Here is a 17,819-nt window from a genome sequence, read left to right as displayed (position 1 = left end):
TCGAGAGGCCGACCGTGACCGCAGGCATGTTCATCGAGGCGCCGGAGCTCTCCGCCCACGCGGGTGTGCGCCACGCCTTCTTCACCCGCGTCGGCGGGGCGTCGGAAGGTCTCTACGCGTCGCTCAACGGCGGCCTCGGCTCCCAGGACGTGCCTGAGCGCGTCGCCGAGAACCGGGCGCGGATGTGTGCGCAGCTGGGCCTGCCGCCGGACCGGCTCGTCAGCCTGTACCAGGTCCACTCGGCCGAGGTGGTCACCGTCGAGGCGCCCTTCGCGGCGGAGCGGCCGAGGGCCGACGCCATGGTGACGCGGGTGCCCGGCCTGGCGCTCGGCATCGCCACCGCGGATTGCGGACCGATCCTGTTCGCGGATCCCGAGAACGGCGTCGTCGGCGCCGCCCATGCCGGCTGGAAGGGCGCGCTCACCGGCGTGATCGGCGCGACGGTGTCGGCGATGGAGGCCCTCGGCGCGCGGCGGAGCCGGATCGTCGCCGTGCTGGGACCGACGATCGGGCCGGCCTCCTACGAGGTGGGACCGGACTTCGTCGCGCGGTTCCGGAACGACGCCCCCGGCATGGAACGCTTCCTCGGTCGCGGCACGCGTCCCGGGCACGCGCAGTTCGACCTGCCGGGCTTCATCCTCGCGCGGCTGGAAGAGGCCGAGGTCGGCGAGGCCACCGCGCTCAACCTCTGCACCTACGCGGATCCGGAACGCTTCTACAGCTACCGGCGGACCACCCATCGCGGCGAGGCGGATTACGGCCGCCTGATCTCCGCCGTCACGCTCGTGCCCTGAGGACCGGGTTCCGCCGCGAACGGAGGGTGCGACACTTTGTCGAGTCCTGGCCGAGAAAAAAGCGTAGCCGCAGATGAACCTTGGCCATTCGGCCGCGTTTAGGGGTCAAGGTGCCGGGGAAAACGGCGGGTTGCCACAAGGGGCCGCGAGAGCGGTCGGCGACACCGCGGAGCGCAAAGCAACCCTGGAACCGCTGGAACGCAGCCAGACCCGGTTCCGCAACCGTCCCCGCGATGGACGGCGCGGACCACCAGTGAGGACCAGATCATGAAATCCATGCTCCGTGTGACCACGGCCCTCGCGGGCGTCGCCTTTGCCGGTTCGGCCTTCGCCGCCGACCTGCCGCGTCGCGCCGCCCCGCCGCCGGTGTTCACCCCCGTCCCGGTCTTCACCTGGACCGGCGCCTACTTCGGTATCAACGCCGGCTACGCCTTCGACGCCAGCGACCGCAACACCGGCAACACCTTCGCCGTCCCCTTCCCGTACGCCGCCCCCGGCACCGTCGCCTCCTTCCGCAACCGCAGCCAGGACGGCTTCTCCGGCGGTGGCCAGATCGGCTACAACTGGCAGATCACCCCCGGCTCCGGCCTCGTGATCGGCGTCGAGGCCGACGCCCAGTACCTCGACTTCGGCCGTAACCGGAACAACGCCTTCGTCTCCGGCGCCGTCGCCCCCGGCTACTACCTCACCGACCCGCGCGGCCTCTCCAGCCTCGACTTCTTCGGCACCGTCCGCGGCCGCATCGGTTACGCCTTCGNCGCGCCGCCCCGCCGCCGGTGTTCACCCCCGTCCCGGTCTTCACCTGGACCGGCGCCTACTTCGGTATCAACGCCGGCTACGCCTTCGACGCCAGCGACCGCAACACCGGCAACACCTTCGCCGTCCCCTTCCCGTACGCCGCCCCCGGCACCGTCGCCTCCTTCCGCAACCGCAGCCAGGACGGCTTCTCCGGCGGTGGCCAGATCGGCTACAACTGGCAGATCACCCCCGGCTCCGGCCTCGTGATCGGCGTCGAGGCCGACGCCCAGTACCTCGACTTCGGCCGTAACCGGAACAACGCCTTCGTCTCCGGCGCCGTCGCCCCCGGCTACTACCTCACCGACCCGCGCGGCCTCTCCAGCCTCGACTTCTTCGGCACCGTGCGCGGCCGCCTCGGCTACGCCTTCGACCGCACCCTCGTGTACGGCACCGGCGGCTTCGCCTACGGCTCGGGCAGCGCCGACCGCTCCTTCGGCGGCTTCGCCGGCAACGACAGCTTCCGCACCGGCTGGGCCGCCGGCGGCGGCATCGAGTACGCCCTGCCGACCGACTCGTTCCTGAACTTCTTCCGCTCCTCGGCCGTGACGCTCAAGGTCGAAGGCCTGTACGTCAACCTCGACCGCCCGGCTACTACCTCACCGACCCGCGCGGCCTCTCCAGCCTCGACTTCTTCGGCACCGTGCGCGGCCGCCTCGGCTACGCCTTCGACCGCACCCTCGTGTACGGCACCGGCGGCTTCGCCTACGGCTCGGGCAGCGCCGACCGCTCCTTCGGCGGCTTCGCCGGCAACGACAGCTTCCGCACCGGCTGGGCCGCCGGCGGCGGCATCGAGTACGCCCTGCCGACCGACTCGTTCCTGAACTTCTTCCGCTCCTCGGCCGTGACGCTCAAGGTCGAAGGCCTGTACGTCAACCTCGACCGCGGCACCCGCAACCAGGGCGCGTTCGTCATCAACGCCGCCAACAACTTCCCGGTCGTCTACAGCGGCGTCGGTCGCCGCGACGACCAGTTCGCCGTCGTCCGCGCCGGCCTGAACTACAAGTTCGGCACGTTCTAGGACCGCGGCGGCGCGGTCACGGCCGCGCCCCGTCCCCATCGTTCGACCGCGGAAGCCCGGCCCACAGGCCGGGCTTCTCGCGTTTCGGGGTGGGCCGATGAAGTTTTCACAATCCCCCTGACAAAGCGTCGCCGCGCACCCATGTCCTAGCTGCCATGCGGCGCGTTCGGGCCCGCGGGTGAGATTCGAGGAGGACGACTCCATGAACAGCGAAGAACGCGACGTCATTTCGGGAATCTTCCAGCGGCTGGAGCAGGCGCAGTCCCAGCCCCGCGACGCGGAGGCGGAGCGCTTCATCGCCGACAAGATCCGCGCGCAGCCCTACGCGCCCTACGCGATGGCGCAGCTGATCTACGTGCAGGAAGAGGCGATCAAGAGCCTGAACCAGCAGCTGGAGCAGGCCCGCAGCCAGGCGGCCCCGGCCCAGTCCTCCGGGGGCGGCGGCTTCCTGTCGAGCATCTTCGGCGGCGGCGGCCAGCAGCGCCAGGAGCCGCAGCCCGGCTACGGCCAGCCGCGTCCGGGCGGCCAGCCCTGGGGCAACCAGGGCGGCCCGCCGCAGGGCTACCCGCAGCAGGGTTACCCGCAGCAGGGCGGCTACCCGCAGCAGCAGGGCGGCCCGTGGGGCGGCCACTCTCGAACCTGACCGTGCTGCAGCCCAAGGGGCAGCTCTACGGCGGCCAGCAGGCCGTGGCCCTGCAGAGCAACGACCAGATCACGACGGCCGCCGGCTTCGAGGACGCCATCGTCGCCTACCGCGATGGGGCCCCGATCCGGGTCCGGGACCTTGGGCGCGCGGTGAAGGCGCCCCAGGACGCCTCGGCAGCGCCCTGTCGAACGCCTTCGCGGGCGGCCATTCCAGCCTCGGCAGCGCCGCGGCGGCGGGCCTCGGCGGCGGGAGCGGCGAGACCATCGTCAACAACTACTACGGCGACGGCGGCGGCAACCAGGATCTCGGCTCGGCCCTCGACAACAGCGGCGGCGACATGGGCGGCTTCCAGGACGCCGGCTACAGCGATCCGGGCGGTGATTTCGGCGGCGACCTCGGCGGCGGCGACGACAGCGACTGGACCTGATCGTCCCGCACGCCGGGCGGATCCAGCACGTCAAGGGCAAGGCCCGGTCGCGTCAGGCGCGGCCGGGCCGTCTCGTTTCCGGGAGCTGCAACCCGCGTCGGGCGCTCAGAGGACCTCGACCCGCGTTCCCACCGGCACGCGCTCGTAGAGGTCGATGACGTCGTCGTTCATCATCCGGATGCATCCCGACGAGACCGACTGCCCGATCGTGTTGGGCTCGTTCGTCCCGTGGATCCGGTAGAGCGAGGAGCCGAGATAGAGGGCGCGGGCGCCCAGCGGGTTCTCGGGGCCGCCGGCCATGTGGCGCGGCAGGTCGGGGCGCCGGGCGAGCATCTCGGGCGGCGGTGTCCAGTCGGGCCACTCCGCCTTGCGGCTGATCGTCTTGAGACCGCTCCAGGCGAAGCCGGGGCGGCCGACGCCGATCCCGTAGCGCAGGGCGCGCTGCCCGGCCTGCACGAGGTAGAGATGCTTGCCGGCGGTGTCGATCACGATCGTGCCGGGCCTCTGCCGCCCCGGGAAGGCGACCTCCTGGCGCTGGTATTCCGGCGAGACCGCGCGGCCGATCCGGCCCGGATCCGCCTGGGGCGCGCCGTAGGCGGCCGCGGGCTGTGCGCCGTAGGGCTGGGGAGCGCCGTAAGCCTGCCCGTAGGCCTGGGCGGGCTCCGGCTCCGCCGGCACCAGCTCGCCGGAATAGGCCGCGACCCGCTGCGGCGCCGCGGATCGCTGCGGCCAGCCGCGCCCGCCGCCGCCGGCGCTGCCGGTGACGAGGTACTCGATCAGCCCGCCGCCGTAGCCGCCCTCGGAGTAGCGCGCCTGCTGCGCCCGGGCGGGGCCGCACAGCACGAACGCGGCCGCGGCCACCCCCATTCCCAAACGGACTGACCGCCGCATCGTCGCCTGCTCCCGCGCCGGAGCCCGTGCGCCCGGCCCGCGGACTATCCCGTCAAATTTTACCGAATCAGGTGAACGAACGTGGTGAATCGCCGGTGTGGCCCGGCCTCTCCCCATCCCGTCGCGGCCAGCGTGAATCGGCGGTTAAGCCGCGCTCGGCCGTCGCCCCCCTCGGCGGACGAAGCCCCCCGGAAGAAGCGCGGCAGTCACAGTCCGCTAACCGTTATGGTAGACAGTCGCGTCGACGGAACCCGAACGCTCACGCCCGGACGATGACCCAGAAGCGCTATCGCATCGAAGACAGCCTCGGGCTTCCCGCGGCTCCCCCTCCCGGGCCGGGGGCGTCCGCCTCGAGCGAGCGCCTCGAGGAGATCTTCAACGCCATCCAAGACTTGCGCCGCGTCACGCAGATGAGCGCGAGCGAGACCATCGAGTCGTGCCGCCGCGAGCTGCACGAGGCGCTGGCGATGCGCACCGAGCTCGACGTGATGAAGGAGGCGATCACCCGCACCAAGTCGGAGCTGGCGACGCTGCACCGGACCGAGAATACCGGCAAGGGCATGCGCCGGGCGGCCGACGAGCTCGACGCGGTGGTCGACTCGACGGAGCGCGCCACCACGCAGCTCCTCGGCGCGATCGAGGAGATCGAGAGCCACGCCGGCATGCTCAACGCCGCGACGCTGCCGCCCGGCACGAAGCAGCACGTCGACGTGATCCTCGAGCGCGTGATCACCGCCTACGAGGCCTGCAACTTCCAGGACCTGACCGGCCAGCGGATCACCAAGATCGTCGGCGTGATGAAGTTCATCGAGGAGCATCTCGACCGGCTCATCGCCACGTGGTCGGAGCTCGACAGCTTCAAGGAGCTCATCACCGTCATGCCGGTGCCGACCTCCCTGGACGACGAGAGCTCGCTCCTGAACGGGCCCAAGCTCGACCACGATATCGGCCACGTCGACCAGAGCGACATCGACTCGCTGTTCGACTGACCGAGCGGACCGGGCGCGCGATTTTTGTCGCCGCCCCGGTCCCCCTGGCGGTCCGGAACGCTTAGATCTGCGGTATGAGCCGCAGAGCCCTCACAGACCTGCCCCCCGACACCTTCGACGACGGCCGCGACGCCGAGCGGGACGACGCCGCCGACGAGCCGGAGGCCGGACTCCCCGACGGGGAGGCGCCGGAGATCGATTTCGACTTCGAGCCGGGCGCCGTCCAGGCCGGCACGGAGGTGATCCGCCGGTTCTGGTCGACCCTGCCGTCCTCGCCCGGCGTGTACCGGATGTTCGACCATCGCGGCGACGTCCTCTACGTCGGCAAGGCCAAGAACCTGAAGGCGCGGGTCGGCTCCTACGCGCGGGGTCAGGCGCACTCGAACCGCATCGCCCGGATGATCTCGCAGACGGCGGCGATGGAGTTCGTCACCACCGCGACCGAGACCGAGGCGCTCCTCCTCGAAGCCAACCTGATCAAGCAGCTGAAGCCCCGCTTCAACGTGCTGATGCGGGACGACAAGTCGTTCCCCTACATCCTGGTCACCGACGACGGCCCCGCGCCGCAGATCGTCAAGCACCGCGGCGCCCGCCGCCGGAAGGGCAACTATTACGGCCCCTTCGCGAGCGTCTGGGCGGTGAACCGGACGGTGAACGCCCTGCAGCGCGCCTTCCTGCTGCGCACCTGCACCGACAGCTACTACGAGAACCGCACCCGGCCCTGCCTGCTCTACCAGATCAAGCGCTGCTCCGGCCCCTGCACGGGCGAGATCGCCGCGGAGGACTACGCCACCATGGCGGATTCCGCGCGGGCGTTCCTCGCCGGCAAGTCGAACGCCGTGAAGGACCGGATGCGCGCCGAGATGCAGGAGGCGTCCGAGGCGATGGAATTCGAGCGCGCCGCCCGATTCCGCGACCGCATCGCCGCCCTGTCGGCCATCCAGGGCGTGCAGGGGGTCAACACCCAGGGCGTCGAGGAGGCGGACGTGTTCGCCCTCGACGAGCAGGCCGGCCAGTTCTGCATCGAGGTGTTCTTCTTCCGGAACTTCCAGAACTGGGGCAACCGCGCCTACTTCCCGAAGGCCGACCGGACCATGACGCCCGACGAGGTGCTGGGCTCGTTCATCGGCCAGTTCTACGACGACAAGCCCGCGCCCCGGACGGTGCTGACGAGCCACGCGATCGAGGACGCGGAGCTGGTGGCGGCGGCCCTGTCGAGCCGGGTGGAGTACCGCGTCGAGATCCACCGTCCGAGTCGCGGGGAGCGGAAGAACCTCGTCGACTACGCCCAGCGCAACGCCAAGGAGGCGCTGGCGCGGCGCCTCGCCGACACGGCCTCCCAGGGCAAGCTGCTCGCGGCGCTCGGCCAGGCCTTCGGGCTCGACGGCGCGCCCCGCCGGATCGAGGTCTACGACAACTCGCACATCATGGGCACGAACGCGGTCGGCGGCATGATCGTCGCCGGCCCGACGGGGTTCATGAAGGCGCATTACCGCACGTTCAACATCAAGTCGGAGGATCTCACCCCGGGCGACGATTACGGCATGATGCGCGAGGTGCTGCAGCGGCGCTTCAAGCGGCTCGTGAAGGAGGCGCCGCGCACCGAGCGCGAGGCGGCCGTGGCCGCCGCCGAGGGCGGCGTGCCGGCGCCGGTCCCCGCCCCGGCAGAGGAGAGCGAGGCGTTCCCGGCCTGGCCGGATCTCGTGCTGATCGACGGCGGCAAGGGCCAGCTCGACGCCGCGCGGGCGGCACTGGAGGAGGTCGGCGTGGCGGGCGTACCCCTGGTCGGCGTCGCCAAGGGCCGCGACCGGGATGCGGGGCGCGAGACGTTTTTCGTGCCCGGCCGGCCGCCCTTCAAGCTTCCGCCGCGGGATCCGACGCTCTACTTCGTGCAGCGGCTCCGAGACGAGGCGCACCGCTTCGCCATCGGCAGCCATCGGGCCAAGCGGAAGCGTGAGATGGTGAGGAACCCCTTGGACGAGATCGCCGGCATCGGACCCAGCCGCAAGCGCGCCCTGCTGCACCACTTCGGGACGGTGAAGGCGATCCAGCGCGCCGCCTTCGAGGACCTGGCCAAGACCCCGGGCGTCAACGCCGCCACCGCGCGGGCGGTCTACGACTTCTTCCATGCCGGCGCCTGAGAACCCGGCCGCGATGGCCGAGGCGGAAACAGGGGCGTTGACGCCCGGGCCCCGCTCTGATTTCACCCCTGCGATGAACGCCGTCCTTCCCCGACGACGGTCGCCGGCCTGGACGCTCGCGAATTGCCTGACCTACGGGCGCCTCGTTGCCGTGCCGGTGATGGTCGCGCTGCTGTTCTGGCCCGAATCCCACACGGCGCGGTGGACGGCGCTGGGGGTGTTCGTCGCGGCCGCGATCACCGACTACCTCGACGGCTACGTCGCCCGGACCTACCACCAGAGCTCGGCGCTCGGCCGGATGCTCGATCCGATCGCCGACAAGCTCCTGGTCTCGGCCTGCCTGCTGATGCTGACGGCGGACCACACCATCGTCGGCTCGAACATCTGGGCGGCCATCGTGATCCTGTGCCGGGAGGTGCTGGTCTCCGGCCTGCGCGAGTATCTGGCGGAGCTGAAGGTCGGCGTTCCGGTCAGCAGGATCGCGAAGTGGAAGACCACCGTGCAGCTCGTCGCCCTCGGCTTCCTGGTGGCCGGCCCGGCGGGCGAGACGGTGCTGCCGGGGACCAAGCCGATCGGCCTGACGCTCCTGTGGCTCGCCGCCGCCCTCACGCTCTGGACCGGCTGGGACTACATGCGGGCCGGGATCAAGCACGTCATCGACGATCCGCGCTGACGGATCTGCCCGCGGGCCGCGCGGTCCCAGCCCTGTCTCCGGTACGGTGATGCGATGAAGCTCGTCTATTTCGCCTGGGTCCGCGAACGGATCGGCCGCTCCGAGGAGGAGCTGGCGCCGCCGCCGGAGGTCGCCACCGTCGCGGATCTCGTCGGGTGGCTCCGGGACCGGGGCGAGGAATACGCCTACGCCTTCGAGGATCCGGGCGTCGTCCGCGCCGCGATCGACCGGGCCCACGCCAAGCCGGACACGCCGATCGCGGGTGCCCGCGAGATCGCCTTCTTCCCGCCGATGACGGGCGGCTGAGACCCGGTCGCGCACGTAGTCCGCCGGGGTTGCAACGGGCCGGCTTCCGCGGTCATTGGCGCCGTCGCTCCGGCTGCCCGTCAGCCGAACGGCGCGCGGGCCGAGCCAAGTTCTTTACGGGTTCGGCCCGCCTCGGGACGCCACAATCCGCGGAACGCTCAAGCTGGCATTGCCGTTACCCGCTACCGAAACCGGTATTGGAGTTTCCGCATGCGCACGATCTTGCTCGCGACCGCCGCCCTGTTGAGCCTCGGCGCCGCCGCGCAGGCCCAGACCACCGTCATCGAGCGTGACCGTCCGGCCGTCGTCGTCGACCGCCCGGCGAGCGAATCGAAGTCCGTGACCGTCCATGAGCACGGCGACGGCTGCGTCACCAAGACGGTCCGCAAGGAGAACGACATGGGCGACTCGAAGACGGTCAAGAAAGAGACCTGCGACTGAGGCGAGCGGGCCGGGCCGGAGCGCGATCCGCGCCCCCAAGTCCGGCCGGTCCCCGCCCCCCGTCCGTCGCCGGCTCAGCGCCAGCCCGCGTCGATGAAGTACGGGTGACCCGTGCACATGCGCGCGTCGTCCGAGGCGAGGAACAGGACCAGCGCGGCGACGTCGGCCGGCTGGATCCGGCCGTCCAAGCATTGCGCGGCGACGATCTCCGCCTCGCCCTCCGGCGTGTACCACCGCTCCTGGCGCGGCGTCCGGACGTTGCCGGGCACGACCGTCGCCACCCTTATGCCGTCGCGGCCGAGGTCGCGGGCCAGGGCGCGGGTCAGGCCCTCGATGGCCGCCTTCGCGGCCTGGTAGAGCGGCATCTCCTTCAGTCCCAGATGCCAGCTGATCGATCCGAGATTGAGGATCGCGCCGCCGCCGCCGCGCCGCATCGCCGGGATCGCCGCCTGGGCGGCGAAGAACAGGTGGCGCAGGTTCACCGCCATCCGGTCGTCCCAGTAGGCGGGCGTCACGTCCGCGAAGCTGTGGCGGTCGTCGTTGCCGGCGTTGTTGATCAGGACGTCGAGCCCGCCCAGGGCGGTGTCGGCCTCGGCGACCAGCGCGCGGACCGCCTCGACATCCGTCAGGTCGCAGCGCCGGTAGAGCGGGGCGTGCGCGGCGCCGGGCGCGAGGCGCGCCACCAGGGCGCCGGCCGCGTCGTCCGCGACATCGCAGAACAGCACGCGGGCGCCCTGCGCGACGAAGGCCTCGACCAGACCCGCGCCGATCCCCGAGGCGCCGCCGGTCACCAGGACACGCTTGCCGGCGAGGCTCGGATACCGGGCGCGCTGATCGGGCTGCACCACCATCCGGACCTCCTCGACACGATCCCGCCGGCCGTGATTTGTCTGAGTTTACCATCGCCCGCGCCCGCCGCAACGGCGGACGGCGCGCCGGAGATTCGCGAAACGTTAACGGTTCGCGAATGAAATCGCCGGGTCTTCTAGAAAGGAACGCCGGATGCCTCTGCGCCTGGAACTCAAGCCGTTCGAACGGCTGATCATCAACGGCGCGCTGCTGCGCAACGGCGACCGTCGCTCGACCTTCCTGATCGAGACCCAGTGCAAGTTCCTGCGCGAGAGCGAGATCATCACGGAGAGCGAGGCCGACACGGCCTGCAAGCGTCTCCACCTGACGCTGACCGTCATCTACCTCGCGGACGACCCGACGCAGAGCATCGACCTGTTCTTCCGCCAGGCCACGGACTTGCTCGGGCTGGCGCCGGGCGCGGCCGGGCAGATCGCCGCGATCGCCCAGGCCGTCGAGGCCGGCGAGTACTACCGGTCGCTCAAGCTGAGCCGCAAGCTCGTCGAGTGGGAGGCCGCCGGGTCGCCATCACAGGCCGACGTGCCCGACCAGGCGGCGGCTCCCTGACGGGGGGCGCCGGGCCTCAGCCGGGATTGCCCTGGAGGCCGGCGGCGATGTGATTGTTGATCGTCACCAGCGTGGCGATCTTCTCCGGCGTCGGGGCGATCATGGTGTCGATGCAGCTCTGGAGCACGAACACGCCCAGCCGGCCGACGCCCTGCTTCACGTCGGTGGGGAGCGGGTTCTCGTCGGAGGTCGCCTCGGAGGTCAGCAGCGTCCAGACCCGCTGGTTGAACGACAGGGCCTCGTTGATGCGTCCGGCATCGCCGCTGGCGAGCCCCTGACTGGCACCGATCAGCTTCTGTGCGGCCTTCAGCAGCACTGCGGATTCGGCTTCGCGCGGCGTCAGCGCGCTGTGGGAAGTCTTGGCGTAGGCGTTGGCGGCGTAGTTCATCGGCGGTCCAGCCCCGTCGTCGGGCCTGCCACTGGGGCAAGCTAGCGCGTAGCTGTCGCAGATCAGGAGTTAAAAGCGTGTGAGCGCCCCATCCGCCATGATGCCGCCGGGTTGGTTATCGACGACGCTGAGCGGCCGAAAGGAACCGGCCCCCGGATCCCGACCCCGATGCTGAATTTCGTTCTCGGAACTGTTGCCGGCGGCCTGATCGCCTGCGTGCTGACCATCGCGGCGGCGCGGCAGCCGGAAGTGCAGGCCCGCCTCGGCCTGATACCGGCGGCGGTTCCCGCGACCCTGGCGGCCGTCACGAAGCCGGCCGAGCCCGATTGTGTACGGCGGACGGAGCCGGCCCCGAAGATCGGCTCCCAGGAGATGCTGTTCAACCGCCAGAGGTTCTGGTCGGTGGCACCGTAATCAGAACGTGCCGATGAGCATGAGCAGCATCGTCGTGGCGACGGTGGTGCTGACGAAGCCGCACAGGGCGGCCGCGAAGGACGGGCCGGTGCGGGTGACGGTGGGCTCGACGTCGTTCGGGAGCGTAGCGGGGGTCATCGGCGCAAACCTTCTCGGCGACCAGCGTCGCGCGTAACGGGGTGATGCTGCAGGAACGGGGCGTCCGAGGTGCGGGCGCGCACCCGGTCAGTCGCAGCGGTTGATTTTCTTGGCGATCCGCAAGCCCCGCAGCTCGCTGCGGAGATCGATGGCCACCACGCCTTCGCCGCATCGCTCGAACGCGTCGCGGGCATCGTCGTAGCGGTCGCCCACCTCGTCGAGCGTGTCGCAGACGCGGTCATGGTTGCCCAGGCGGGCTTCCTGACGCGCCTGGAAGCGCAGGGCATTCGCCTCGTCGACCTTGCGCTGGGCTTCGATGCAGGACGGCAGGGCCGACGCGGCGGAAGTCAGGGCGAGGCCTGCCAGGAGGCTGGCGAGGCTGCGGGTCAGAGTGACCGACTTGGCACTCACGGGAACACTCACACACGGTTCGTGATGGCAGATCCGCGGGCGGTCCTGCCGGGTTTCTCGGAGCGGCGCTGGTCCACTCCCTCTCTGTCCGCTGAAACAGTGAAGCTGACGTGAAGGTTCCGCCTCGAATCACCGCTTCCGGCGCAGCCGGGAGGTCAGGATTGCGGAGAGTGGCACCGGGGCCGCACCCATCGGATCGACGCCGACATCGTACTGCTTGGGCATCGGCTTGAGCTTGCCGTGGCTGTGCCCGTGGAGATTGAGAGCTCCCCGGCTCATTCCGTTCCAGGTGCGGAACGCGTAGTGGCAGAGCACCACCATCCGCCCCTCGACGGCGAATTCCGCGTAGTGCCGCACCGATGCCCAACCGGGTGCGGTCAGCGTGTCCGACCCGTCGTTGTTGCCGACGATCAGGTGCTTCTCGCCGTTCAGTCCGGCGAGGATCTCGCGGATCCGGTCGCCGCTCGGGCCGAGGGCGAAATCGCCGAGGTGCCAGACCGTGTCGGCGGGCGCGACCGTCGCGTTCCAGGCCGCGATCAGGCCGGCATCGTGGGCTTCGAGATCCGGATAGGGCCGGTGATCGAAGCGCAGCGCGCGCGGGTCACCGAAATGCGTGTCGCCCGTGAAGAAGGTGGTCACCGGTCTGCTCCGCCTCGCCCGGTAGGGACCGGACCTGCCGCCGAAATCGGCCCGCGGCCGCCTTGTTCCCGCGGCCCCGCGTCCGCCTGGCGCGTTGACGGCCCGCGCGCCAGGGCCGAAGCCTCCCCGGGCGCGGCGCCGGCGGGAGGGCACGGGACATGCTGGGAACGGTTGGGTTCGCCTTCCTGGCCGGCCTGCTCTCGGTGCTCTCGCCCTGCGTGCTGCCGCTGATCCCCATCGTCCTCGGGACGGCGGCGGCCGAGCATCGCCTCGGTCCGGCGGCGCTGGCCGCCGGCCTCGCGATCGCCTTCACGGCCATCGGGCTGTTCGTCGCGACGATCGGCTTCACCCTCGGGCTGGACGGCGACGTGTTCCGGCGCGCCGGCGCGGTGCTCCTGGTGCTCCTGGGCGCGGTGCTGATGCTGCCGCGGCTCCAGGCCCGGGTCGCGACGGCGGCCGGCCCGGTCGGCGCCTGGGCGGAGGACCGCTTCGGCGGCGTCGGCTCCGGGGGATTGTCGGGTCAGTTCGCGGTGGGGCTGCTGCTCGGCGCGGCCTGGAGTCCCTGCGTCGGGCCGACCCTCGGCGCGGCCTCGCTGATGGCGGCGCGGGGCGAGCATCTCGGGAGCGTCGCCCTGACCATGCTCGCCTTCGGGATCGGCGCCACCGCCCCGCTGATGCTCCTGGGCTTCGTCTCCCGCGAGGCGCTCCTGCGCTGGCGCGGCGGCCTCGCGGCGGCCGGGCGGGCCGCCAAGGCCGCCCTCGGCACCGTGATGGTGGTGCTCGGCCTGCTGGTGCTGACGGGGCTCGACAAGCGGGTCGAGGCCGCGGCCGTCTCGGCCTCGCCGGACTGGCTCAGCGCGCTGACGACGCGCTACTGACGCCGCGACGGCCCGAGCTTATCCGGAACGGAGATCAGCGATGAGCGACGCCCCCCGCCTGACCAGTCTCGCCCACGGCGGCGGCTGCGGCTGCAAGCTCGACCCGGCCACCCTGCGCCAGCTCCTCGCGCAGCAGCCGGCGGCGGGCCCGTTCGAGCGGCTCCTCGTCGGCAACGAGACCGCCGACGACGCGGCCGTGTGGGAGCTGGAGGACGGCACCTGCCTCGTCGCCACCACGGACTTCTTCACCCCGATGGTGGACGATCCCGTCGATTTCGGTCGGATCGCCGCGACGAACGCCATCTCGGACGTCTACGCCATGGGCGGGCGGCCGCTCTTCGCGCTCGCGATCCTCGGGATGCCGCTGGGGAAGATCGACCCGGAGGTCGTCGCGCGGATCCTGCGCGGCGGCGCGGAGCAATGCGCCGCGGCCGGCATCCCGGTGGCGGGCGGCCACTCCATCGACGCGCCGGAGCCGATCTACGGTCTGGCGGTGATCGGCACCTGCCGCCGGGAGGCCGTGCGGCGCAACGCCGACGCGGTGGTCGGCGACGCCGTCCTGCTCACCAAGGCCCTCGGGGTCGGGGTCTACTCGGCGGCGATCAAGCGGGCGACCCTCGACGAGGCCGGCTACCGCGACTTCGTCGACACGACCACGCTGCTCAACCGGGTCGGGATCGACCTCGCCGCCGATCCCGCGGTGCACGCCCTCACCGACGTGACCGGCTTCGGCATCCTGGGGCACGGCCTGGAGATCGCCCGCGGCGCCGGCCTCACGGTCACCCTCGCGGTCGACGCCCTCCCCCTGCTGCCGCAGGCGGAGGCGCTGGCGCGCGCCGGCACCGTCACCGGCGCCTCGCACCGCAACTGGGCGGCGTTCGGCGAGGCGGTGGACCTGCCGGCCGACTTTCCCGAATGGCGCCGCCATCTCCTGACCGACCCGCAGACCTCGGGCGGCCTGCTGGTGACCTGCTCGGCCGACCGGGCCGACGCGATCCTCGCGCGCATCCGGTCGGCGGGCTACCCGGCGGCCGCCCGCATCGGCCGGATCGAGGCCGGTCCGGCGCGGATCCGCGTGGAGGGCTGAGCCGCCGCGGGCCCGGAGAGGCAATCTTCAACCTTCCCGGCCACTCTGCCGCCCCGCACCATACCCGAGCCGCCGCCAGAGCCGCCTTGACCGACGCCGCAGACATGTCACCGCCCGCCCACGGCGTCGCCGGCTGGCCGTTCGGGCGCAGCGCCGGCGCGCTGCGCCGTCCCGGGTCGCTGCCCGACGGGCGTCCCTGGCCCCGGATCCGCGTCGTGACNCCGGGCGGGGGCCGCGCTGGCCGAGACCGTCGCGTCGGTGCTGCGCCAGGGCTATCCGGAGCTGCGGCACGACGTGCTGGACGCCACGGAGAGCCGCGCGACCGCGGCGCGGATCCTGGCGGATCCCGATCCGGATTACCTGCTGTGGCTCCGCGCCGGCGACCTGCTGGCGCCGGGCGCGCTGATCGCCCTGGCGCTGGAGGCCGCGCTCGCCGGCGCCGACGCGGTGGCGGGGCTGCGCGTCCTGTTCGACGACGCCGTCCGCGGCCTCGACGGCCCCGGCGACGCGGAGGCGGGAAACGATCTCCCGCCCGCCGGGAGCGGGATCCTCTGGCGGCGGGACGTGCTCGAGATCCGCGCGGCCCTCGCGACCGACGGCCTGCGCGGCGCCGCGCCCGCCTGGTCGGCGATCCCCGAGACCCGGCGCAGCCTGATCGGCCGTCCGGTCCTGCTCCACAGGCTGGACTCCGGGCCGCCCCCGGCCGCCACCGGCCTGTCGATCGTGTCGCTCACCGGGACGGGCACCCGTGGGGGCGCGGGCGTGGCCCAGCGCCGCCTCGCCGAGGCGCTGACGCTCGCGGGCCACCGGATCACCGAGGTCACGCTGAGCGGCCGTCCCGAGGCCGCCGAGTGGACCGACACATTCCCGCAGGCGGAGGCCGAGGTCGCGGCCGCCGCCCCCGATCTCGTCCTCGCCGGCAACCTGCACGGCGCCACCCGCAGCCTCGACGTCGTCGGCCGCCTCGCCCGGCGGGGGCCGGTCGGTCTCGTGCTGCACGACCTCTTCCCCCTGACGGGCCGCTGCGCCCATCCGCGCGACTGCGGGCGCGCCGCGATCGGCTGCGACGCGGCCTGCCCGGGCCCGGACGAGTACCCGCAGCTGGCGCCCGGACGCATCGCCGGCATGCACGGGCGCAAACGCGCGGTGCTCGCCGGCACCGCTGCCGGAGGCGCGATCCGGTCCGCGGCGCCCTGGCTCCTCGCCAATTCAGACTGGACGCTGGCGCGGGCCCGCGAATTCGCGCCGCCCGGCAGCGTGATCGAGCCCGTCCGCCTCGCCTTCCCGACCGCCGTGTTCCGCCCCGGCGATCGCGCCGCGCTGCGCGGCCGGCTCGGCCTGCCGCCCGACGATGTCCTGATCCTGGTGTCCTCGGTCATCGTCGACGGACCCGACAAGGGCTTCGCCGATCTCCGGACCGCCCTCCGGGCCGTATCGGGACCGGGCGTGGGCGTGGTGGCGATCGGCCGGCTCGACGATCCAACCCGTCTCGGCGTCGCGAACCTGTTCGCGCCCGGCCTCATCGCCGATGAGGGGGTTCTGGCCGCGTGGTACGGCGCCTGCGACGTCCACGTGACCGCGAGCCGTCACGAGACCCTCGGGCAGACGCCGATCGAGGCCGGCCTGTGCGGGGTGCCGACCGTGGCCTACCGCACCTCCGGCCTGACCTCCGCGGTGATCGACGGCGTGTCGGGCCGCCTCGTGCCGACGCGGCCCGGAGCCCTCGCCGAAGCTCTGGCCGCGCTGGTCGGCGACCGCGAGGCGCGCGCACGGCTCGGCGCCTTCGCGCGCATCGCTCTCGAGAGCCGCTACAGCCCGGCCGCGTCGGCGCTGTCGCTGGACGCGGTCTTCCGCCGGCGGGGTCTGCCGGACGCCGCGACGGGGCCCCGCTTCGCCCCCGAGATGCTCGGGCACTTCCCCTTCGCGGCGGCACCGCGGGTGGGTGCGGCCGACACCGTTCCGGCAGCCTCGCGCCCGCTCGTGCGCCGGCTGCGGCGGGCCAAGCAGATGGTCTTCGGGCGGCGGATGCCGCTCCTCGTGCGCCGGTGCCTGTATCTCGCCGGCACCCTGCGCCGGAGCGGGCCGTGACGGCCGGCCGAGATGACCCGACGGGCCGGGTGGGGTCGGCGCCGGCGCGGCGGCGGATCTACCTCGATCAGACCCACCTGCGCGCCCACGTGACGGGGATCGAGCGGGTCACCCTCGACCTGTTCGCCCCGGACCGGCTCGCCCCGCACGCGGTGCGGCCGGTGAGAGCCGCCTCCCTGCCGGGCATGATCGCCGCGCAGCAGCTCGGCCTCCCGGCGCGGGCGCTGATGGATCGGGACGCCCTGTTCCTGTTCCCGGGCTTCCCGCCCGGGCCGCTCTGCGCCGTCGCGGCCTCGCGCTGCCTGCTCTACGTCCACGACACCTTCCTGCTGACCCGGAAGGAGGACCTGAGCCTGCGCAGCCGGATCTACATGAGCCCGAGCTTCGCCCTGGCCCTGCGCTGGTGCCCGAACCTGTTCGTCAACAGCCGCACGACCGGGTTGGACGTGCGCGCGCACTGCGCCCGGCGCGCCCGCGTCGCCCTGCTGCGCCCGCCCGTCCGCGACGCCTTCGGCCTGGACGACCTGCCGGGACCGGCGGCCTACGCGCCGGGCCGGACCCTGCGCATCCTGGCCATCGGGACCATCGAGCCGCGCAAGAACTATCCGGCGACCCTCGCGCTGACCGCGGCGCTGATCCGCGCCGGCATCCCGGCGGAGCTTCACCTCGTCGGACGGGTCGGCTGGGGGCAGCACGCCTTCCTGGAGACGCCGCCGCCCTTCCTGCATCGTCACGGATACCTCGCGGACGCCGAACTGCGCGCCCTGGCAGGCTCGTGTCACCTGCTGGTCTCTACCTCCAAGGCGGAGGGGCTCGGCCTGCCGCTGCTGGAGGTGCAGCATGGCGGCCTGCCTGTCGTGGCGCCGGACGAACCAGTCTTCCGCGAGGTGCTGGGCCCGTCGGCCCTGCTGATCCGGCCGGAGACGCCGGACGACGCGGCGCAGGCGATCGCCGCCTGGATCCGCGACGGCGATCTGGCGCGCGCCGCCGGGATGAGTCGGGCCAACGTCGCGCGCTGGAACGCGACGGCGGCCGAGGACGGCCTGCGCTTCCAGCGCTTCCTGGCCGGAGACCTCACCGCCTACGACGCGCTGGAGTCAATTGTCGCATCGGAAGGCGACGCCTGAGGCGGCTCACGTAGTCCCCAGCAAATCGGGAACTTTTCACGCCCGATTGTCGTGACAGTTAGGACTGCATCGGTAAGCGATATCTGCCGGCTTCCTGAACCGAGCCCCG

18 protein-coding genes and 5 pseudogenes are annotated in these 17,819 nt (G+C 72.2%); 17 read left to right on the top strand and 6 right to left on the bottom strand.

Annotation, left to right across the window (positions count from 1 at the left end; all coding sequences use genetic code 11):
- The first annotated feature begins 26 nt into the window (after positions 1-26).
- From pgeF to MOTC310_RS12675, 6 genes and pseudogenes are all read left to right on the top strand, one after another.
- Positions 27-794, top strand: a complete 768-nt coding sequence (gene pgeF / locus MOTC310_RS12700; protein ID WP_331302226.1) for a peptidoglycan editing factor PgeF — start codon at positions 27-29, stop codon at positions 792-794.
- A gap of 267 nt (positions 795-1,061) precedes the next feature.
- Positions 1,062-1,550 (top strand): annotated as a pseudogene (locus MOTC310_RS12695) (outer membrane protein); the annotation flags it as partial.
- Positions 1,551-1,552: 2 nt separating this feature from the next.
- A pseudogene (locus MOTC310_RS12690) lies at positions 1,553-2,176 on the top strand (outer membrane protein); the annotation flags it as partial.
- Positions 2,176-2,610: pseudogene (locus MOTC310_RS12685) on the top strand (outer membrane protein); the annotation flags it as partial. The pseudogenes MOTC310_RS12690 and MOTC310_RS12685, both read left to right, overlap by 1 nt.
- A 202-nt stretch (positions 2,611-2,812) precedes the next feature.
- Positions 2,813-3,284, top strand: a pseudogene (locus tag MOTC310_RS12680) (DUF2076 domain-containing protein); the annotation flags it as partial.
- A gap of 108 nt (positions 3,285-3,392) precedes the next feature.
- A pseudogene (locus MOTC310_RS12675) lies at positions 3,393-3,683 on the top strand (DUF2076 domain-containing protein); the annotation flags it as partial.
- A 105-nt stretch (positions 3,684-3,788) separates the two neighbouring features.
- Here the strand turns inward: MOTC310_RS12675 and MOTC310_RS12670 are convergent.
- Positions 3,789-4,574 (bottom strand): L,D-transpeptidase, encoded by a 786-nt coding sequence (locus tag MOTC310_RS12670; RefSeq protein ID WP_331302012.1) that lies wholly within the window; start codon positions 4,572-4,574, stop codon positions 3,789-3,791.
- A gap of 272 nt (positions 4,575-4,846) precedes the next feature.
- On the opposite strand from MOTC310_RS12670, the gene MOTC310_RS12665 reads away from it, so the two are divergent.
- The 5 genes from MOTC310_RS12665 to MOTC310_RS12645 all read left to right on the top strand — a co-directional run bounded on the left by MOTC310_RS12665 (position 4,847) and on the right by MOTC310_RS12645 (position 9,124).
- Positions 4,847-5,563 (top strand): protein phosphatase CheZ, encoded by a 717-nt coding sequence (locus MOTC310_RS12665; protein ID WP_331294067.1) that lies wholly within the window; start codon positions 4,847-4,849, stop codon positions 5,561-5,563.
- Between the two features lie 74 nt (positions 5,564-5,637).
- The gene (gene uvrC, locus MOTC310_RS12660) at positions 5,638-7,704 is read left to right on the top strand and encodes an excinuclease ABC subunit UvrC (RefSeq protein WP_331302011.1); all 2,067 of its coding nucleotides are present in this window, start codon (positions 5,638-5,640) and stop codon (positions 7,702-7,704) included.
- Between the two features lie 73 nt (positions 7,705-7,777).
- Positions 7,778-8,377 carry a CDP-diacylglycerol--glycerol-3-phosphate 3-phosphatidyltransferase gene (gene pgsA / locus MOTC310_RS12655; protein WP_331302010.1) on the top strand — a complete coding sequence of 200 codons (600 nt, stop codon included), beginning with the start codon at positions 7,778-7,780 and terminating at the stop codon, positions 8,375-8,377.
- 54 nt (positions 8,378-8,431) lie between these two features.
- Positions 8,432-8,683 (top strand): molybdopterin converting factor subunit 1, encoded by a 252-nt coding sequence (gene moaD / locus MOTC310_RS12650; RefSeq protein WP_331294070.1) that lies wholly within the window; start codon positions 8,432-8,434, stop codon positions 8,681-8,683.
- A gap of 210 nt (positions 8,684-8,893) precedes the next feature.
- Positions 8,894-9,124: a hypothetical protein gene (locus MOTC310_RS12645; protein WP_331294072.1), complete on the top strand. Its 231-nt coding sequence runs from the start codon at positions 8,894-8,896 to the stop codon at positions 9,122-9,124.
- A 74-nt stretch (positions 9,125-9,198) separates the two neighbouring features.
- On the opposite strand, the gene xylB is transcribed toward MOTC310_RS12645, so the two are convergent.
- Positions 9,199-9,975 carry a D-xylose 1-dehydrogenase gene (gene xylB, locus MOTC310_RS12640; protein WP_331302009.1) on the bottom strand — a complete coding sequence of 259 codons (777 nt, stop codon included), beginning with the start codon at positions 9,973-9,975 and terminating at the stop codon, positions 9,199-9,201.
- Between the two features lie 151 nt (positions 9,976-10,126).
- On the opposite strand from xylB, the gene MOTC310_RS12635 reads away from it, so the two are divergent.
- A complete protein-coding gene (locus MOTC310_RS12635) occupies positions 10,127-10,540 on the top strand; it encodes a flagellar biosynthesis repressor FlbT (RefSeq protein ID WP_331294074.1) in 414 nt (137 codons plus the stop codon).
- A gap of 16 nt (positions 10,541-10,556) precedes the next feature.
- Here MOTC310_RS12635 and flaF read toward each other — a convergent pair whose 3' ends face one another.
- On the bottom strand, positions 10,557-10,928 hold the full coding sequence (flaF, locus tag MOTC310_RS12630; RefSeq protein WP_331294075.1) for a flagellar biosynthesis regulator FlaF: 372 nt from the start codon (positions 10,926-10,928) through the stop codon (positions 10,557-10,559).
- Between the two features lie 168 nt (positions 10,929-11,096).
- Between flaF and MOTC310_RS12625 the strand changes: the two genes are divergently transcribed.
- On the top strand, positions 11,097-11,342 hold the full coding sequence (locus MOTC310_RS12625) for a hypothetical protein (protein WP_331302008.1): 246 nt from the start codon (positions 11,097-11,099) through the stop codon (positions 11,340-11,342).
- Here the strand turns inward: MOTC310_RS12625 and MOTC310_RS12620 are convergent, their stop codons facing one another.
- The 3 genes from MOTC310_RS12620 to MOTC310_RS12610 all read right to left on the bottom strand — a co-directional run bounded on the left by MOTC310_RS12620 (position 11,343) and on the right by MOTC310_RS12610 (position 12,530).
- Complete coding sequence (locus tag MOTC310_RS12620) at positions 11,343-11,480, bottom strand: hypothetical protein (RefSeq protein WP_331294077.1); 138 nt, start codon at positions 11,478-11,480, stop codon at positions 11,343-11,345. It lies immediately after the preceding gene.
- An 87-nt stretch (positions 11,481-11,567) separates the two neighbouring features.
- Complete coding sequence (locus MOTC310_RS12615; RefSeq protein WP_331294078.1) at positions 11,568-11,891, bottom strand: hypothetical protein; 324 nt, start codon at positions 11,889-11,891, stop codon at positions 11,568-11,570.
- A 129-nt stretch (positions 11,892-12,020) separates the two neighbouring features.
- The gene (locus MOTC310_RS12610; RefSeq protein ID WP_331302007.1) at positions 12,021-12,530 is read right to left on the bottom strand and encodes a metallophosphoesterase; all 510 of its coding nucleotides are present in this window, start codon (positions 12,528-12,530) and stop codon (positions 12,021-12,023) included.
- A gap of 158 nt (positions 12,531-12,688) precedes the next feature.
- Between MOTC310_RS12610 and MOTC310_RS12605 the strand changes: the two genes are divergently transcribed.
- The 4 genes from MOTC310_RS12605 to MOTC310_RS12590 all read left to right on the top strand — a co-directional run bounded on the left by MOTC310_RS12605 (position 12,689) and on the right by MOTC310_RS12590 (position 17,710).
- Complete coding sequence (locus MOTC310_RS12605; protein WP_331302006.1) at positions 12,689-13,408, top strand: cytochrome c biogenesis CcdA family protein; 720 nt, start codon at positions 12,689-12,691, stop codon at positions 13,406-13,408.
- A gap of 40 nt (positions 13,409-13,448) precedes the next feature.
- Entirely contained in the window at positions 13,449-14,495 is a 1,047-nt protein-coding gene (selD, locus tag MOTC310_RS12600; RefSeq protein ID WP_331302005.1) for a selenide, water dikinase SelD, read from the top strand.
- 258 nt (positions 14,496-14,753) lie between these two features.
- A complete protein-coding gene (locus tag MOTC310_RS12595; protein ID WP_331302004.1) occupies positions 14,754-16,583 on the top strand; it encodes a glycosyltransferase in 1,830 nt (609 codons plus the stop codon).
- On the top strand, positions 16,580-17,710 hold the full coding sequence (locus MOTC310_RS12590; protein ID WP_331302003.1) for a glycosyltransferase: 1,131 nt from the start codon (positions 16,580-16,582) through the stop codon (positions 17,708-17,710). Before MOTC310_RS12595 ends, MOTC310_RS12590 begins: the two co-directional genes overlap by 4 nt.
- The last annotated feature ends 109 nt before the right edge of the window (positions 17,711-17,819 follow it).

Origin of the sequence: Methylobacterium oryzae, assembly GCF_036441375.1 — a bacterium.
Lineage (GTDB): Bacteria > Pseudomonadota > Alphaproteobacteria > Rhizobiales > Beijerinckiaceae > Methylobacterium > Methylobacterium oryzae_A.
The sequence above is the reverse complement of the archived record's forward strand: the minus strand, read 5'-3'. Positions and strand labels throughout refer to the sequence as shown.

Bases quoted from the DNA above. Each gene is read 5' to 3' on its own strand.
- pgeF (WP_331302226.1), top strand. From the start codon at position 27: ATGTTCATCGAGGCGCCGGAGCTCTCCGCCCACGCGGGTGTGCGCCAC.
- MOTC310_RS12670 (WP_331302012.1), bottom strand. From the start codon at position 4,574: ATGCGGCGGTCAGTCCGTTTGGGAATGGGGGTGGCCGCGGCCGCGTTC.
- MOTC310_RS12665 (WP_331294067.1), top strand. From the start codon at position 4,847: ATGACCCAGAAGCGCTATCGCATCGAAGACAGCCTCGGGCTTCCCGCG.
- uvrC (WP_331302011.1), top strand. From the start codon at position 5,638: ATGAGCCGCAGAGCCCTCACAGACCTGCCCCCCGACACCTTCGACGAC.
- pgsA (WP_331302010.1), top strand. From the start codon at position 7,778: ATGAACGCCGTCCTTCCCCGACGACGGTCGCCGGCCTGGACGCTCGCG.
- moaD (WP_331294070.1), top strand. From the start codon at position 8,432: ATGAAGCTCGTCTATTTCGCCTGGGTCCGCGAACGGATCGGCCGCTCC.
- MOTC310_RS12645 (WP_331294072.1), top strand. From the start codon at position 8,894: ATGCGCACGATCTTGCTCGCGACCGCCGCCCTGTTGAGCCTCGGCGCC.
- xylB (WP_331302009.1), bottom strand. From the start codon at position 9,975: ATGGTGGTGCAGCCCGATCAGCGCGCCCGGTATCCGAGCCTCGCCGGC.
- MOTC310_RS12635 (WP_331294074.1), top strand. From the start codon at position 10,127: ATGCCTCTGCGCCTGGAACTCAAGCCGTTCGAACGGCTGATCATCAAC.
- flaF (WP_331294075.1), bottom strand. From the start codon at position 10,928: ATGAACTACGCCGCCAACGCCTACGCCAAGACTTCCCACAGCGCGCTG.
- MOTC310_RS12625 (WP_331302008.1), top strand. From the start codon at position 11,097: ATGCTGAATTTCGTTCTCGGAACTGTTGCCGGCGGCCTGATCGCCTGC.
- MOTC310_RS12620 (WP_331294077.1), bottom strand. From the start codon at position 11,480: ATGACCCCCGCTACGCTCCCGAACGACGTCGAGCCCACCGTCACCCGC.
- MOTC310_RS12605 (WP_331302006.1), top strand. From the start codon at position 12,689: ATGCTGGGAACGGTTGGGTTCGCCTTCCTGGCCGGCCTGCTCTCGGTG.
- selD (WP_331302005.1), top strand. From the start codon at position 13,449: ATGAGCGACGCCCCCCGCCTGACCAGTCTCGCCCACGGCGGCGGCTGC.